The following is a 17,484-nucleotide window of genomic DNA, read 5'->3' as shown; positions in this document are numbered from 1 at the left end:
GTATTTGATATAACAAATAACCGTTCGTAATTCCCAGGAGCCGAGAATCCGTGCGTTTCACCCATCGAAAGCACGATTCGCCGATCGCACACGAACTGGCGTATCCGGCAGTTCGGCCTCCGATCTGCGGCAAGGGACGACGGTCGACGATGCACTGTCGGACGCCGCCGGTTACCAGATTGTTCCCCACCAGGCCCTTGTCCCGCACTCCTATACCGACTGATGTACTGTTTCCCGCTGTCAGAGCATCGTCCGGTGTGATCGGCGGTAAGCGACCACAGCGATCCACGTTAGTCGTACAGCGGGTACTCCTCTGTCAGCTCCGCAACCCGGGATGCGATCTCCGAGCGCACTCTTCGGTCGTCCGGGGCGTCCACGGCGTGCGCGATGAGATCGGCGACTTCGCGGGTGGCCGCCTCGTCGAACCCGCGAGTCGTGATCGCGGGAGTGCCGAGTCGGATGCCGCTGGGGTTGAACGCCGAGCGCGTCTCCCCCGGCACCGTGTTCGCGTTCATCACGATGCCCGCGGATTCCAGCGCCGCTTCGACGTCTTTGCCCGTCGTCTCCGGGTGGGAGGGGCGCAGATCCGCCAGGATGAGGTGGTTGTCCGTCCCGCCGGAGACCAACTCTAGACCGTGCTCCTGCAGTTGGTCGGCCAGCGCTTTCGCGTTCGCCACCGTCTGTTCGGCGTACGCCTGGAAGTCAGAACTGAGTGCTTCCTTGAATCCGACGGCTTTCCCCGCGATGTTGTGCATCAGCGGCCCGCCCTGTGTGCCGGGGAACACCGCGTTGTCGATGGCGTCGGCGTACTCGGAATCGCAGAGGATCATCCCCCCGCGCCCTGCACGGATCGTCTTGTGCGTCGAGCCCGTCACGAAATCCGCCACTCCCACGGGCGAGGAGTGCACGCCCGCCGCGACCAATCCAGTGATGTGGGCGATGTCTGCCAGGTGGTACGCGTCGACCGCGTCGGCCGTCTCCTGAATCCGCTCCCACTCGACCTCCCGCGGGTACGCGGAGTACCCCGAGACGATGATGTTCGGATCGAACGACGCCGCCAACTCGTCGAGGCCCTCGTAGTCGACGTAGCCAGTGTCGGCATCGACCTCGTACTGTTCGACCTCGTAGGTCTGCCCCGCGAAGTTCGCGGGATGGCCGTGCGAGAGATGCCCGCCGTGAGTCAAGTCCAACGAGAGGATCTTGTCGCCCGGGTCTAACATCGCGAGATACACGCCCATATTGGCTTGCGAGCCCGAGTGCGGCTGGACGTTCACGTGGTCGGCACCCCACAGTTCTTTGGCTCGATCGATCGCTAACTGCTCGACCTCGTCGGCGTACTCACAGCCCGCGTAATACCGCTCGCCCGGATACCCTTCCGCGTACTTGTTCGTCAGCGCACTCCCCTGGGCTTCTAAGACTGCCTCGCTGGCGTGGTTCTCGCTGGCAATCATCGCCAGCGTCTCGTTCTGTCGCCGCCGCTCACCGTCGAGTGCATCGGCGACGGCCGGATCGACCGCCGCGAGTCGCTCGCCTGTCATACAGGCGTAGGTGGGGCTGAAACCGGATAATTCCCCGTTTTCGGCACAAAATGACAATTGAGAATCAGAATGTGTCGGCGGCGACCTGCGAACTCGGGGTCCCCCGGAACGGACCAGAGCCCCCGATCAGCTGAGTCGGTTCTGCCGCCAGCGTTCGAGATCGTCCGTCTGATTGAAGGTGTAGACGTGAATGCCGCGGATCTTGTAGGTGTCGTCGTCGACGTACGGCGCCAGGCCGTCGATCAGATCGTCCGGTTTGTATCGCCCTCGCGACCCGACCAGTTCCTTGACGAACCCGAAGATACCCGTGGTTTTCCGGAGGAACTTCACCGAGTCGCCCACGCCGACCTTCCGGGAGATCTTCAGCAGTTTCTGGTAGTTCATCACGCCCGGAATCCCGATTTCGACGGGGAGGTCGATACCCCGGGCACGGAGGTCCTCGATCCACTCTAGGATCGTCTCGGGGTCGTAACACAGCTGGGTGACGATGTACGTCGCGTACGGCGCCTTCTTGTCCATCGCCTCCGCGAGGGTCTCCTCCGAGAGGAAGTCGTGTCCCTCGGGATAGCCCGTGATGCCGACATCCTCGAACTCGTACTCGAGGTCGTCGAGGGCGACGAGTAGATCGTACGCGGACTCGAACTCGCCGACGGGCTCTTCTTTGTCGCCACCGGGCACGAAGATGTCGGTGACGCCCGCTTCGGTGAGACGTCGGGCGATCTCTTCGAGTTGCTCGGGACCTTCGATGTAGCGAGCGGCGATGTGCGGAATGACTTCGTAGCCGGCCGCGGCCGCTTCTTCAGTGCGCTCGATCGTCCGCTCGATGCCCAGTTTCGGGGACGTCGTGATCGCGATGCTCGCGCCGTCGGGTAACTGGTCGATCTCGTCGTCGAAGCTGTCGAACGGCATCAGCTCGAATCGCGCCGCCGTCAGAAGATACTCTGCACCGTCGCTGGCTGCGGTTTGCGTGCCCAGTGACATCCTTACTGGTCGAAGGGAGGGGACACACTTCTGTCTGTGGGTACAACGAATAACCATTTTAAGTATAGTGCCGTTTGCAAGTCTTCACATACTCGATCGCACGACGTGCGATCGGATGCGTAATGAGTTGCAAACGCTACTATAACACCGCTCAGGCGCTGTCCGGAGCACACTGTCGGATCCGCGCCGCCACGGTGTCGTAGGAGACCTGTCGCTCCGGATCGTCGGAAACGCGGCGAAGCACGAGATCGAGGATGTTGAGTTGCTGCAGGAGGTGACGGGTCCGTGTCCCGGAAAGGTCGAGTTGTCGTTGCACCTCGTAGACAGTTCGGGCGTCGACGACAGCGTCGGCGACGTCCCGAAGCGTGAGCGATTCAGGGAGGCCGATCCCGTCGGCGAGGAGCTGTTCGTCGGGAAGCGGATCGGATCCCTGAGCCGAGTCGGGTGTCGACTCGATCGGATCCGCTTCGGGTGTCGACTCGCTCGGATCCGCTTCGGCTGTCGACGCACCAGTTGTCGTGTCTGCGAGCCCCTCGTCCGACTCGCTCGCCTGCACGTCCGGCGCAGCGCCGTCGGTGACGTCGCCGTCCGACGATCGGTCCGCCTTGTCGGTCTCGTAGGATGTCGGCGTGTGCACGCCGGCTTCGATGGTGTACCGACGGACGGTCTCCGCGGAGACGTCCATCACGATCCGGTCGCTCATCTCCGCGAACGTATCGCAGGTCTCGTAGAGCCGTCTGAGGTACGCGGTGTCCTCGTACGGTGGAACCGACTCGTCGCGGACGTCTTCGAGGCTCGAATCGGAGCCAGTCGCGTCCGCGGAATCCTGCCGGCCGGGTCCGGAAGCAGCGAGTGAGGAGACGGCGGTTTCGCTGCCGTCGGTTGCGCCGGGCGACGATTCAGCCGCTGTGATGGATGACAGCGACGACGAGGCGGCCGACGACGACTGTCCCGCCGCCGGGACCGAATCAGCCGAAGCCGATCCGATGGGGTCCGACGACTCAACTGCGCGGGAGTGGCTCGTCGGCTCGTCCACGGACGCGGCCTCGCCGCTGTCCACCTGAGAACTGGCTGTCGCTTCACGTTCCGGATTCGTGTCCGAGGGCTGTTCCGCCGCGGCTGCTTGTTGGGCTGCTGCGGTTTCGCCGATCACGATATCGAGCGTCACGAGCAGGTCGTCACCCTCGATCGCAGCGCCAGTCTGGCTGACGTCGACCGGCAGCCCGTCGGGGGAGCGATCGGCGATCGTCTCGACGAACGTCGGTCGGCGGTACGTCAGGCTGAGACCGTCCTCAGTTAGCGTGGCCGACTGCGGCGCAAACCCCACATCCTCGGAGACGGGGAGAGGAATCCCAACCTCGACCGTGGCGCACAGAGACCCCGCAGCCGCCTCCTCGGTGGACGCTTCTGTCCGGTGGACGGACCGGCCGTCGGCGTCGAGTTCTTCGAGCACCCGGGAGAGCGCAGCGAACGGAGAATGAGTCTGTGGCGCCATCTCACTGGTAACACGTATCACACTGTGATCTGTTAACGATGGGTGCGGAATACTGAGGGCTTTCAAGTGGTCAGGCTGCTGATCAGACGCGTTTGAAGTGGGCGAACGAGAGCACCACCAGTCGGGGCTCTTACAGATCGTGATGTGAGACTTCAGCACTCCTATCAGACGTCGGTCGCGATGCTCGCGAGCCGTTCGCCCGCAACGACGACGCCCCCGTGGCCCACGGAGTAGACAACGCCGTCCACGGTGGCTGTCACCGTCTCCAGGCGCTCGAACGACATCGGATCGAACACCGCGCCGAGTTCCTGCTCGGCTTCGACCTCGTCGCCGACGCCGAGATCGGATCGTAGCTCGAACAGCCCCGACGTGTCGGCAGTGACCCGGGGAGCGTCGTCCTGGAGCAGTTGTTGTTCGGGCGGGGACTCCGGGGCTGCCGGCAGCGACCCGAGTTCCCGGAGCACGTTCCGAACGCCCTCGACGCCGGTGTCGACAGCGGGTTGTCGGACAGTTCGACTGTTCGAGAGCTCCGCGGTGATGGCCGGCACGCCCGCTCGCGCCGCTGCGAGCCGAAATTTGCCGGAGAAATCGTCGCCGTCGATCGAGTCCGAGTCCGCCAGCAGGACCTCGGTGCCGAACGCCGACGCCAGAGCACGGGCGTCGTCGTCATCGGCACGGAAGCGGACGTGTTCGAGCATCTCCGGCATCCCGGTGTGGAGATCCACTGCAGCGTCGGCGGCTTCGACGAGCGGCCACAGGCTCGCGACGAGTCGCTCCTGGAAGCTTCCCCCCTCGTCGCCCGGCCAGATGCGGTTGAAGTTGGCGTTCAGCGCGTCGTAGGCCTCGGGCGTGAGATACGAGCGGTGGTCGAAGGCGAGGGGGTTTGCCACCGGGACGACGACGACCGTCCCGGCGAGGTCGGCGTCACGCAGGTGTCCGTGCAGCCGACGGAGCGCCGCGGGGCCGTTGAGTTCGATGCCGTGCTGGGCCGCCTGCACGAACACCGTCGGGCCGTCGCCGCCCGCGTACCGGTGGACAGTCACGGAGACGTCGCGTCCGGACGGGAGGTGTCCGAGGCGACGCTCGGTCGTCGTGTGCGTGGCCGGTTCGTAGTTCATACCGGGAGAGAGCCCCTCGGTGGCAAAAAGATCCCGTGCCGGGAAGAAATCCGGCACGTAAACAAGGCCCCCTACGGCGACCACGGACTGTGGGGAACGACGCGGGACCGACCGGGCGGTCCGCATTTTTATGGGACCGCTCGGCGAGGGATGGCGTATGGACCTGACAGCAGAGACGTGGACCGACGCGGAGACGTCGGATGCGGAGGTCGCGCTTCTCCCTGTGGGAAGCACCGAACAGCACGGCCCACACGCGCCGCTCGGGACGGACACGCTCAACGCCGAAGCCGTCGCCGAGGCCGCCGCCGACCGCTACGACGACCCTGTCGTCGTCGCACCAGCGATTCCGGTCGGGATCGCCGAGGAGCACCGCCGCTTCGCCGGCACGCTGTGGACCTCCGAGTCGACCCTCAGGTCGTACGTCCGCGACGTCGTCGGCAGCCTCGCCGCCCACGGCTGGGACCGCGTCGTCGTCGTCAACGGTCACGGCGGAAACATCGCAGCCTTGAAGGAAGTGACCGCGCGCATCGTCCGCCACGACGACGCCTACGCCGTCCCGTTCACGTGGTTCGACGAGGTGGGCGAACACACCTCGGAGATGGGCCACGCCGGCCCGCTCGAAACTGCGCTGCTCCGCCACGCGAACCCCGAGACAGTCCACGAGGATCGGCTGGACGAGGCGGCCGAGGGCGGCAGCGACCGCTGGGGCGACTGGCAGGGTCGTGTCAATCTCACGGTCGACGTAGAGGAGTTCACCGAGAACGGCGTCGTCGGGGATCCGCGAGACTCAAGCGAGGAACTCGGCGCGGAACTGCTCGATCTGTCGGCGGCGGCGCTCTGTGATCTCCTCGACGCTATCCGGGATCGCGACCCCGGCCCGCGGGTCGACCAGTAGGCCGCCGCGTTCGCCTCGACTATCGGAGCGTTTGCGAGTCTTCACTCGGTCGACTCGGAACTTGATCGCACGACCACGTGTGATCAGATGTGCAATCAGTTGCAAACGCTACGATAGATATCTCGGGTAGTTGTCACGCTGTGGATCCTGCCCGGGGCTTCGAGCCTGACGCGGTCTGTCCGGTGAACTGCGGATACCGGACCGTAGAGGCCTTATGACGGCCGCTCGCAGCACCCACCGTTGTATTTATCCCCGTGACAGGGTCATCGATGAACGGGACCGAAATGAGTGCAGAACTTCCGTCAGAGGCAGAAACCGTCGTCATCGGTGCCGGGGCGGTCGGCTGTAGCGTCGCCTACCACCTCAGCGAACTCGGCGCCGAAGACGTCGTCGTCGTCGATCAGGGACCGCTGCCGGTCACCGGGGGTTCGTCCGTCCACGCACCGGGGATCATTTTCCAGACGTCGCCCTCGAAGATCCAGACGAAGACAGCCCACTACACGAGTCGGCTGCTCAAAGACGCTGGTGTCTACGACGAGGTGGGCGGCATCGAACTCGCCCGCAGCGAGGCTCGGATGGACTTCCTCCGCCGGCGCGTCGAGTGGGCGGAATCGTACGGCCTGCCGGACCCACAACTCCTCTCGCCGGCGGAGGCCACCGAACACCTCCCGCTGGTGGACGAAGACGAGATCCTTGGCGGCTACTACTCCCCCACCGACGGTCGTCTCGACGGGATCGCCGCCCTCCAGTGGTACATCGAGCAGTCCGACGCCGACTTCTACGGCAACACGGAATTGACCGATCTGGACGTGGCCGGCGGCCAGATCAGCGCGGTCGAGACGAACCGTGGGACGATCACGTGTGACCGCTGTGTGCTCGCGACCAACAACTGGGGCTACCAGACCGGGAAGATGGCGGGGCTAGACCTGCCGATCGCACCCGTCGAACACCAGTACGTCGTGACGGAGCCGATGGCGGAACTCGCGGACGCCGAGTCGACGTTCGGCGAAAACACGGAGGGCCTCGACGTCCCGGGGAACCGGGACATCCAGGAGGCGATGAGCGAGAGCCCCACCCGGCCCGTCGGTCGCGATCAGGACAACTCGCTGTACTTCCGGACCCACGGCGACCGCCTCGGGATGGGGTCGTATAACCACGAGCCCCTCTCGGTTGATCCGGACGCGATGGGGACGAACACCGAGGACCGCCAGGCGTCGGTCCGCGGGTTCACGACGGAACACTGGGAGCGGCCGACCCACCCGGATCGCGAGAAATCCCCAAAGCAGGCGTTCGACGAACTGCTGCCCGCGAGCGCCGACTACGAGTACGCAGCCACCGAGAACGGGATCTTCGTGTTCACGCCCGACGGGATGCCTGCCGTCGGGCCGACAGCGGCCGTCGACGGCCTCTGGAGCGCCCTGGCGATCTGGTGGACCCACTCCGGCGGCTACGGCCGCATCGTCGCCGAGTGGATGGAGAACGGCGTGCCCCGGCTGCCGTCGGGACCGGTCGAGACCGGCGGTGTGCACGTCCGCCGGTTCGAGCCACACGCCGGCGAGAAAGATTACTTCGTCGACAAGGGGGCAAAGCGCTACGAGCAGGTCTACAGCATCGTCGAGCCGCGCTGGCAGCCCGACAACCACCGGGGGCTCCGGACGAGCCCGTTCTACGGGAAACAGGAGGAACTGGGCGCGGAGTTCTACCAGTCGGGCGGCTGGGAGGCCCCACAGTGGTACGAACACAACGCCGACCTCGTCGATCGTTACGAAGACCAGATTCCAGACCAGGAGGGCTGGCAGGGGATCAACCGATCGGCGATCGAGGGTGCCGAACACCTCCACACCCGCGAGGCCGTCTCGCTTTTCGATATGTCCTCGTTCAGCAGCATCATCGTCGGGGGCACGGACGCGGGCGCGTTCCTCCAGCGGATCTGCAGCAACGATGTCGACATCCCCGTCGGCAAGGTTCGGTACTCGCTGCTCCTGAACGAAGGGGGCGGCATCCTGGCGGACGTCACCGTGGTCCGACTCGACGACGACCGGTATATGGTCACCACCGGCGGCGGCAACTCGCCGGGCATCCACGGGAACTGGCTGAAAGAACACGCCCCGGAGACGGTGTCGGTCCAGATCGACGAGGGCGGGATGAGTACGATCGGATTGTGGGGGCCGAACGCGCGGCTTCTCCTTCAGCGCTGTACCGACGCCGACGTCTCGAACGGGGGGTTTCCGTACTTCACGGCGAAAGAACTCTACGTTGGCGAAGTGCCCGTGATCGCACTCCGCGTCTCGTATGTCGGCGAACTCGGCTGGGAGCTGTGGGCACCCACCGAGTACGGCCGGCGCCTCTGGGAGACGCTCTGGGAGGCGGGCCAGGATCTCGACGTCCGGCCGATGGGCGGCGGCGCCCTGGAGTCGATGCGGCTGGAGAAGGGCTACCGCCTCTGGGGAACGGACATCGACACCGACTCGAATCCCTACGAGGCCGGCCTTCCCTTCGCCGTCGACCTCGACACCGAGTTCGTCGGGAAGGAAGCACTCGAAGCCGCCAAGGCGGACGGCATCGACAACAAGATCACGCCGATTACGCTGGACGAGTCGACGGACATCCTGTCGACCGGGCGGCCGATACTGAAAGACGGCGAGGCCGTCGGCTACGTCCAGGCCGCCGACTTCGGCTACAGCATCGGCGAATCGATCGCGTACACGTATCTCCCGGCAGCCCACACCGAGGCCGGCACCGACGTGCAGGTCCGGTGTGAGGGCGAACTGTACGACGCGACTGTTCGGGACGAACCACTGTTCGATCCCGGCCGCGAACGGATTATCCGGTAGGAGCACACGAGCACGTAACGATGACAACGACAGATCACGAACCGGCGACAGACGAACTGCCAGTGCAATACGTCGACATCGAGCGGGCGCGCGAACGCCTCGACGACGACACCGTCGTCAAGCAGACACCGGTCGAGCGGAGCACGTCGCTCGGGGCGCTCGTCGACGCGGAGGTCCACCTCAAGATGGAGCACCTCCAGTGGACGGGGTCGTTCAAGACCCGCGGTGCGTACAACAAGATCAGCCAGGACGTCGAAGACGGCGTCACCGAGTTCGTCGCCGCGAGCGCCGGGAACCACGCCCAGGGCGTGGCGCTCGCAGCGACGCGATGCGGCGCGAACTCGACGATCTATATGCCCGAGGACGCGCCGCAGACGAAGGTCGACGCCACCCGGAGCTACGGGGCCACAGTCGAGTTGGTCGGCAAGGACTTCCAGGAGACGATGTCCCACGCCAAGGCCGCCGTCGAGGAGATGGCGGACGCCGAGTTCGTCCACGCCTACGACGACACCGACATCATCGCCGGCCAGGGCACTCTGGGCTCGGAAATGTACCACGACTGCCCCGACGCCGACACGGTGATCGTTCCGATCGGCGGCGGCGGCCTGATCAGCGGCATCTCGACGGCGCTGAAGCATCTCTCGCCGGAGACGCGCATCGTCGGCGTGCAGGCGACGGGCGCCGAGACGGTCCACGAGAGCCTCGACAAGGGGATTCCCGTCACGCTCGACGAGGTCGACACCATCGCCGACGGGATCGCAACCGGCGGCATCTCCGAGACGACGCTTTCGATCATCCGGGCCAACGTCGACGAAGTCGTCACTGTCACCGATACCGAGATCGCACAGGCGATCCTCTTCCTGATGGAGCGGGCAAAACAGGTCGTCGAGGGCGCGGGCGCGGCCTCGGTCGCGGCGCTTCTGAGCGACGACCTCGACGTCTCGGGGGAGATCGTGATGCCGCTTCTCTGCGGCGGCAACCTCGATATGACGCAACTGCAGACCGTCCTGGTCCACGCGCTGACCCAGCGAAAGCAGCGCATCCGACTCCGGGTGCGGATCGACGACCGACCCGGGAAGATGGAGGACCTCTCCGGCATCATCGCCGAGCAGGAGGCGAACATCCACAACGTCAGACACGACCGGTCGGTCGAGGATCTGGAGGTCGGCGAGGCGTATCTCGTGTTTACTGTCGAAACCAGCGGCGCAGAACACGCCGGCGGGATCGTCGACGCGATCGAAGCAGCCGGCTACAGCGTCGAGGACGTGACGCGCGGGTCATAGGCTAGAGTGGTCTCGTTTTCGGGTCGAAGAAGGAGTTCGGGAAGCCGCGAGTCCGGCGCTCGCCTCAGTCGGCGAGACCGCGGGTCTGCAGTTCCTCGGTGACTTCCGGAATCGTCTCGTGCAGGTCGGCGACGACGGCCCAGTCTGCCTTCTGGATGATCGCCGCTTCCGGATCCGTATTCACCGCGAGGATGTTCTCGGCGCCCTTGCAGCCGACCATATGCTGGACTGCGCCGCTGATCCCGGCGGCGATGTAGATCTCGGGGGAGATCTTGTTCCCAGTCTGGCCGATCTGGTCGTCGTGAGGCCGCCAGCCCTCGTTGACCGCGGCGCGCGAGGAGCCGACCGCGGCGTTGGGGATCTGCTCGGCGAGTTCTTCCAGCGCGGAGTAGTCGCCGTCGGTCCCGCGACCGCCGCCGATGACGACGCGGGCCTCCCCGAGCGGGACGCCCTCGATGTCGGACTCCTGGACGCGGGAGAGTTGCACCCGCAGGTCGCCGTCCTCGAGGTCCGGCGAAAAGGCGCTCACGTCGGCGGCGCCGTCGCCGCTTTCGGTCGGCGAGACCTCGTTGGCCGCGACCGTCAGGAGGTTGGTGTCGGCGGTGAGTTCGGCGTGCTCGATGAGCGTGCCACCCCACCGCTGTCGGGTGATCCCGTAGGTGTCGCCGACCTCGACGTCGGTGACCTCGGCGGCCATCGTCTCGTCGAGTTTCGCCGCGGCGTGCGAAAGCGTCTCCGCACCGCGGTCCGTCCCGGGCGCGATGACTGCCTCGGTGTCAGCCGCCTCGGCGCACTGGACGACTGCCCGGGCGTACGCCTCGGGCGCGTAGTCGTCGAGTTCGCCCTCGTCGACAACGTTGAGAACCGCGGCGCCGTAGGCGCCGACCTGTTCGGCGATGCCTTCGGCTTCCGGGCCGAACGCGATCGCTTCGAGCGATTCGCCGGTGTCGTCGGCGACGTCACGGGCGAGCGTCAGCGCCTGCAGCGAGACGTCGTCGACTTCGCCGTTGTCGTGTTCGACGAGTGTGAGTACCATCTAGACCACCTCCAGGTCTTCGAGAACGTCGACGACGTTCTCGGCGGCCTCGGGGCTCTCGCCGAGGATCTCGGCGGGGCTGTCGTCGGTCTCCGGCACTTCGAGTTCGACCAGTTCGAGGCCGCCCGCTTCCTTCTCTGGCTCGATGTGCTCGACGGAGGCCTTCCGCGCCTGCATCTTCGCACGCATCGACGGGTAGCGCGGCTCGTTGAGGCCCTCCTTGACCGTGACGACCGCCGGCAGGTCTAGTTCGTACACCTCGGAGCCGCCGGGGATCTCGCGTTCGGCGACGATCGAGCCGTCCTCGACCTCAAGCTCTTTGATCCCGGTGACGCAGGGGAGATCGAGCTGCTCAGCGACGTGGACGCCGACCTGGTGGTTCGCGGCGTCGGCAGACTCGTTTCCGAACAGCAGGAGGTCGTAGTCGGTGTCGTCGTCCTCGATCGCCGAGGCGATCGCGTTCGCCGTCGCGGCGGGGTCCCACTCATCCTCATCTGTTTCCAGCAGTATCCCGTCGTCGGCGCCCATCGCGATGCCCGAGCGGAGCTGTTCGGTCGCGTCCCCGCTGCCGAGCGTCAGGACAGTCGCGTTGCCGCCCTCGTCTTCGACGAGCTGGACGCTCTCCTCGATGGCACACTCCTCGTGCGGGCTGATGGTGAAGCCCAGCGAGGTGGTGTCGATGGACAGGTGGTCGTCCGTCAGCACGACCTTCGAGCCCGTTTCCGGGACGCGTTTGATGGCTGTGAGTATCTCCATGATCAGTAGTTGTTCTTGAACAGCCGTTCGTTGTCCGGGTCGAAGACGCCGCCGTAGCCGGCGACCTCGACCTCGACGGGGTAGTGCTGGCCGAAGTACTCGACCTGCAGTTCCTGGCCCTCAGTGGCGTACTCCTGCGGCAGGTAGCTGAGCAGGAGGTGCTTGCCGACAGACGGGCCGGTTCCGGCGGAGGTCACGTAGGAGCGGCGCCCCTCGTCGTCGACGAGGACGTTGCCGTCGCCGTCGAGGATGGGTTCTCCGCCCGTCATGAAGCGGCGCTCACCGCCGTCTGGTGCGTGGTCCGTCACGGACAGCGTACACAGGGTGGCGGTGTTCTCCTCGTCGATCGCCGCCGCGTAGGCGTCCTTGCCGACGAAGTCTTCGTCCTTGACGCCGTGGAGCGTCAGGCCGGCCTCGGCGGGGGTGTAGTCGATTTCGAGTTCCGCGCCCATCAGCCGGTAGCCCTTCTCCATCCGGCCGGTCTCGCCGTAGACGCCGGTACCGACCGGGCGGATGTCGTAATTCTGGCCGGCCTCGTGGATGGTGTCCCAGAGGCGCTGGCCCTTCTCCATCGGGGCGTAGATCTCCCAGCCGAACTCGCCGACGTAGGAGATGCGGAACGCCTTGGCGTTGACCGCGCCGATGGTGACGTCCTTCATCTCCGCGAAGTCGAAGCTGTCGGACGTCATCTCCTCCTCGGCGATGCCGTTCATCAGTTCCTCGGCGTCCGGTCCCCAGACGCCCAGGGTACACAGCTCGGAGGAGCGGCCGATGAGTTCGGCGTCGCCCTCGAGGTGGTTTCCGAACCACGTCTTATCCTGGCCGGCGTGGGCGCCGCCGGTGATGACGCGGTAGTGGTTCTCGCCGAGTCGGGCGATCGTCAGGTCGGAGACGAAGCCGGCGTTCGGCGCCAGCACCGGCGTGTACACCGAGGAGTCGACGTCGAGATCCATCGGCGCCACGCAGATCCGCTCCATATTCTCGTAGGCGTCGCTGCCGACGATGTCGAAGATGCCGAAGCCGGTGTCACCGATCATCCCGACGTTGTTCCGCAGGTGCAGATGTTCGCCGAGGATGATCTCGGACCACCAGCGGTTGTCCCACTCGTTGGGACGCTTGAGACCCTCGATCTCGTCTTCGTACTTCTCGACGAGGTCGGCGTTGGACTCGAACCAGCGCGGGCGCTCCCAGCCGCCGGCTTCGAAGAACTCGGCGCCGAGGTCCTTCTGCCGGTGGTAGAACCCGCTGGTGCGGAGCGGACGGACCGTCTGCCACTGCTCGCGCGGGTGGACGATGCCGTAGGTCTTCTGGAAGCCCTCGGCGCCGCGGGCCTTGACGAACTCCTGGTTCTCGCCGTACTCGTCGAAGCGGGCGACGTGGTCGTGGGCGACGATGTCGATGTCCGGGTGACCCTTCGTCATCCACTTCGAGACCTCCCGGGCGATCGCGGGCGCCTCCTTGATCCAGATGGCGGCGCACGACCAGAGGCCGTCGACCTCCGGAATCGGGCCGAGAAGCGGGTGGCCGTCGGGCGTGACCGACAGCAGGCCGTCGATCGAGTGACGGATGCCGGCGTCCGGATCGTCGAGGACCTCCGGGATGATCTCTAAGGCGTGCTCCATCGACTGCTCGAAGGCGTCCTCGGTGAGCGGCGGCTGGGTCGGCGAGAGCGGCGACTCCTCGATCGAGGGGACGTCGTCGACGTCCCAGAGGATCGGCCGGTGCTCGTAGGAGCCGACCTCGATGTCGTTGCCGTGCTGCCGCTCGTACATCTGGGTGTCCATGTCGCGGACGACGGGGTAGTTGATCTCGCCCTCGCCGTCCTCGAAGCGCTCGATCGGGCCGACAGAGACCATCTGGTGGACCGCCGGCGACAGCGGGATGTCGACACCCGCCATATCCGCGATCTTCGGGCTCCACAGCCCCGCGGCGATGATGACCTCGTCGGCAGAGACGGTGCCCTTGTCGGTCTCGACGGCGGTGATCTCGCCGTCCTCGACGTGGAGGTCCGTTACTTCCGTGTTCGGCGCGGTGCGGAGTGCGTCCCGATCCTTCGCCTCCTGGCGATAGAGTTCGCCGGCGCGGAGCGGGTCACAAGTGCCGGCCCCCGGGCTGTAGAAGCCGCCCTTGATGATGTCCGTGTTGATGTACGGGACCAGTTCCTCGACCTCTTCCGGCGTGAGGAGTTCGGCCTCCTCGCCGAAGGATTTCCCGGAGACGACGCGCCGTTTGAGCTCCTCCATCCGCTCTTCGGTCCGGGCGACCTCGATCCCGCCGGATTCGTTGAAAGTGTCGAACTCCCGGTAGATGTCCCGGCTGTCGGACGTCAGCTGGGTCATATCCTTGCTGTGGTCGACCGGGAAGATGAAGTTCGACGCGTGGCCGGTGGAGCCGCCGGGATCCGAGAGCGGACCCTTGTCGATCAGGAGGATGTCGTCTCGGCCCCGCTTCGACAGTTCTCCCACGAGAGAACTGCCGACGATACCGGCGCCGATGATAACTGTACCTGCGTTCGATGGGAAGTCGTTCGTGCTCATCGATTGCTAACCTCGTGTTTGATTTCGCTCGTCAGATGACGGTCGGTTCTCCGCTGGTCGGAGTGTGCTACGTCCACATATCTACTACTTAGGCCTAGCCCCATATGATCTTACGGTTACGGTGACTCCCCTAACAAACTGCCCCTGTACTATAGAACGTCATTTTATGCGCCCCGGCCGGCCGCGAATTCCTCGCGAGGGTCGCCGAGAACGGGCCCTCTCGTCGGCCGGCGGAACGTTGGTCACGACCTTGCGGGCGAGGCCGTCTCCGCTCCCACGATCCTACCGTATCGCGGCGGAGTGGGTTCGCTACAGTGCCAGAAAGAGCAGGAACGGGAGAACGAAAAGCAGCACGAACATCCCCAGTAGCCCGAGGCCGTAACTCAACAACGTCGCGATGCTCGTGGTCCACGCGGGATGATCAAGTTGGGCAGGGGGATTCATCGATTACAGGTTGCAGCGAATCAAACATAAGCGTGCGGGACGGGGCGGCGACTCTCGGGAGCGCGTTCCACAACCTGTTGTGAGAACGATAGTACGTTCGCCGGATACGGTGCGAATCCGCGTCTCGAACTCGAAACGGAGACACTCGGAGTCGCCCGTTTTCGGATCGGGGTCGCCGTTCCGCTGTCGAACGTACCAACCTTTATCATTGGATTCGAGAATCTCTAGCCGTTATGGTTGCCGAAGGGGCGACGACCCGACCGACGTTCTGGCGTATCGGCCACCTCGGCGAGGTGGTCTTCTACCTCCTCGCCGTGGTGACGATCCTGATCTTCCTGTACGGCGCATACAAGCGGGTCGACCGCTACACCGCCGGGACGGAAGACTGGTTCGAGCGGCTCGATAACCTCCCGGGGCGGATCGTCTCCGCGACGCGGATCGTCCTCTCGAACCGGAAACTCTTCGACCGCGACACGGGCGGCGGCGTGATGCACGCGTTCATTATGTGGGGCTTTCTGACGCTCCTGATCGGGACCACGATCCTCGCGATCGATATGGACATCTACCAGCCGATCACCGGGGCGCTGGGCACGGAGCAGTCCTTCTTCGTCGGCGACTTCTACCTCTCCTACTCCTTCGTGATGGACGCGATGGGACTGCTGTTCGTCGTCGGTGTCGGCGTCGCCCTCTACCGGCGCTACGCCGTCCGGAAAGAGCGCCTGTGGGGCAAACACACGAGTCTGGAGGACGACTTCTTCATCTGGGCGCTGTTCCTGCTCGGCGTCGGCGGCTACGTGACCGAGGGCATCCGCATCCTCGGCACCGGCTTCCCCTCCTTCGAGACCGTCAGCTTCGTCGGCTGGTTCCTCGCTGAGGTCTTCGCGGTCGCGGGGATGACCGAGTCGGCGGCGGCGGCGGTCTACCCGTTCGTCTGGTGGTCCCACTCGCTTCTGGCGTTCGCATTCATCGCAGCGATCCCATTCGGGAAGCCCTTCCACATGCTCTCGTCGTACGCTAACATCGTGGCACGCGACGAGAAGGCCGGCAAACGCCTCCCCGGCGTGCCCGCCGATCTCGACGCCGACACGGGCGCCGAGGCCATCGACGACTTCTCCTGGAAGGAGATCCTCGATCAGGACGCCTGTACGAAGTGCGGCCGCTGTTCGACGGTCTGTCCGGCGAAGGAGTCCGGCCGGCCGCTCGATCCCCGGGACGTCATCCTCGATCTGAAGCAGTACCGCGAGGACCTCGACGCGGGCGAGACCGAGGCGGTCGACATCGTCGCCGACGGCGGCGAGAGCGTCGTCGACGCCGCGACGATGGAGTCGTGTATGTCCTGTATGGCGTGTATGGACGCCTGCCCGGTCGACATCGAGCACCTGAAGTCGTTCACCCGAATGAACCGGCAGCTCACAGACCAGGGCGACGTCGACTCCAACGTCCAGGATATGTTCGACAACGTGATGGGAATGGGCAACACCTTCGGCGACCCGCCGGACGAGCGCGCCGCCTGGGCCGACGAACTGGACTTCGACGTCACCGACGCTCGCGAACAGGAGGTCGAGTATCTCTGGTACGTCGGCGACTACCCGAGTTACGACGACCGGAACAAGAAGGTCGCGCGGTCGCTTGCGAAGATTCTCGAACACGCCGACGTGGAGTACGGTATCCTCTTCGAAGAGGAGAAGTACGACGGCAACGACATCCGCCGACTCGGCGAAGAGTTCCTCTACGTCGACCTCGCGGGGTACCACGTCGAGCGCTTCGAGGAGGTCGATCCCGAGAAGATCATCTGCACCGACCCCCACTCCTACAACACGTTCAAAAACGAGTACCCCGAGGTCAACTACGACGAGTTCGCCGACGAGCCGCTGATGCAGTTCGAGTTCGACGGCGAGTGGAACCAGGATGGCGAAATCGACGTCCTCCACTGGACGCAGGCGATCGAGGAACTGGTCGAAGACGGCGGTCTGGGTCTGCAGGGGAACGAACTCGACTACACGGTCACCTACCACGACCCCTGTCACCTCGGCCGCTACAACGACGAGTACGAGGCGCCGCGGGAGATCATCCGCGCGACGGGCGCGACGCTCGCGGAGATGCCGCGCAACCGCAGTAACTCCTTCTGTTGTGGTGGCGGTGGCGGCGGCCTCTGGATGGACATCGACGAGGAGTCGAAGCCGAGCGAAGAACGGATGCGGGAGGCGCTCGAGGACACGCCGGCCGGCGACGCCGTCGAGAAGTTCGTCGTCGCCTGCCCGATGTGTATGACGATGTACGAGGACGGCCGCAAGACCGGCGGCTACGAGGACGACATCGAGATCGTCGACGTCGCGGAACTGCTCGTGGAGGCCATCGAGGCCGGCCCCGGCGTCGAGGCGAGCGGTTCGGGGCAGGCGGCCGGACAGGCGGACTGAGACGGACTGCCGCAACTTTTCACGTCACGATCCTGAGATCGGTTTCGGGAACACGGGGAGAACGCGGTCAGTGCGGCCGCCGACCTGTCGTTCGTACTGCTCCGGTGAACCGACACGAGCCCCGGTCTCGCGGAAAGTTATTTGTGAACG

At 65.3% G+C, this 17,484-nt stretch carries 12 protein-coding genes; 4 read left to right on the top strand and 8 right to left on the bottom strand.

Annotated features, from left to right (window positions below):
• Positions 1-290 precede the first annotated feature (290 nt).
• The 4 genes from glyA to RJT37_RS10130 form a co-directional block, all read right to left on the bottom strand.
• Positions 291-1,538 (bottom strand): serine hydroxymethyltransferase, encoded by a 1,248-nt coding sequence (gene glyA, locus RJT37_RS10145; protein ID WP_313684100.1) that lies wholly within the window; start codon positions 1,536-1,538, stop codon positions 291-293.
• 126 nt (positions 1,539-1,664) lie between these two features.
• Positions 1,665-2,519 (bottom strand): methylenetetrahydrofolate reductase, encoded by an 855-nt coding sequence (locus RJT37_RS10140; RefSeq protein ID WP_313684098.1) that lies wholly within the window; start codon positions 2,517-2,519, stop codon positions 1,665-1,667.
• 151 nt (positions 2,520-2,670) lie between these two features.
• On the bottom strand, positions 2,671-4,014 hold the full coding sequence (locus tag RJT37_RS10135; protein ID WP_313684096.1) for a DUF8073 domain-containing protein: 1,344 nt from the start codon (positions 4,012-4,014) through the stop codon (positions 2,671-2,673).
• A gap of 164 nt (positions 4,015-4,178) precedes the next feature.
• Positions 4,179-5,132: a succinylglutamate desuccinylase/aspartoacylase family protein gene (locus tag RJT37_RS10130; protein WP_313684094.1), complete on the bottom strand. Its 954-nt coding sequence runs from the start codon at positions 5,130-5,132 to the stop codon at positions 4,179-4,181.
• Between the two features lie 157 nt (positions 5,133-5,289).
• Here RJT37_RS10130 and RJT37_RS10125 point away from each other — a divergent pair, with 157 nt between their 5' ends.
• The 3 genes from RJT37_RS10125 (at position 5,290) to ilvA (ending at position 10,144) form a co-directional block, all read left to right on the top strand.
• Positions 5,290-6,027 (top strand): creatininase family protein, encoded by a 738-nt coding sequence (locus RJT37_RS10125; RefSeq protein ID WP_313684092.1) that lies wholly within the window; start codon positions 5,290-5,292, stop codon positions 6,025-6,027.
• A gap of 284 nt (positions 6,028-6,311) precedes the next feature.
• Positions 6,312-8,861 carry a GcvT family protein gene (locus RJT37_RS10120; RefSeq protein WP_345785391.1) on the top strand — a complete coding sequence of 850 codons (2,550 nt, stop codon included), beginning with the start codon at positions 6,312-6,314 and terminating at the stop codon, positions 8,859-8,861.
• Positions 8,862-8,881: 20 nt separating this feature from the next.
• A complete protein-coding gene (gene ilvA / locus RJT37_RS10115) occupies positions 8,882-10,144 on the top strand; it encodes a threonine ammonia-lyase (RefSeq protein WP_313684089.1) in 1,263 nt (420 codons plus the stop codon).
• A gap of 64 nt (positions 10,145-10,208) precedes the next feature.
• On the opposite strand, the gene RJT37_RS10110 is transcribed toward ilvA, so the two are convergent.
• From RJT37_RS10110 to RJT37_RS10095, 4 genes are all read right to left on the bottom strand, one after another.
• Positions 10,209-11,180, bottom strand: coding sequence for an electron transfer flavoprotein subunit alpha/FixB family protein (locus tag RJT37_RS10110; RefSeq protein WP_313684088.1), 972 nt, complete (start codon positions 11,178-11,180; stop codon positions 10,209-10,211).
• Entirely contained in the window at positions 11,181-11,936 is a 756-nt protein-coding gene (locus tag RJT37_RS10105) for an electron transfer flavoprotein subunit beta/FixA family protein (RefSeq protein ID WP_313684086.1), read from the bottom strand.
• A gap of 2 nt (positions 11,937-11,938) precedes the next feature.
• Positions 11,939-14,473: a GcvT family protein gene (locus RJT37_RS10100; RefSeq protein WP_313684084.1), complete on the bottom strand. Its 2,535-nt coding sequence runs from the start codon at positions 14,471-14,473 to the stop codon at positions 11,939-11,941.
• 309 nt (positions 14,474-14,782) lie between these two features.
• Complete coding sequence (locus RJT37_RS10095; protein WP_313684082.1) at positions 14,783-14,917, bottom strand: hypothetical protein; 135 nt, start codon at positions 14,915-14,917, stop codon at positions 14,783-14,785.
• Between the two features lie 233 nt (positions 14,918-15,150).
• Here RJT37_RS10095 and RJT37_RS10090 point away from each other — a divergent pair, with 233 nt between their 5' ends.
• The gene (locus RJT37_RS10090; protein WP_313684080.1) at positions 15,151-17,334 is read left to right on the top strand and encodes a heterodisulfide reductase-related iron-sulfur binding cluster; all 2,184 of its coding nucleotides are present in this window, start codon (positions 15,151-15,153) and stop codon (positions 17,332-17,334) included.
• Positions 17,335-17,484: the final 150 nt, after the last annotated feature.

This window comes from Halobellus marinus (assembly GCF_032113415.1).
Taxonomy (GTDB): domain Archaea; phylum Halobacteriota; class Halobacteria; order Halobacteriales; family Haloferacaceae; genus Haloquadratum; species Haloquadratum marinus.
The sequence above is the reverse complement of the archived record's forward strand: the minus strand, read 5'-3'. Positions and strand labels throughout refer to the sequence as shown.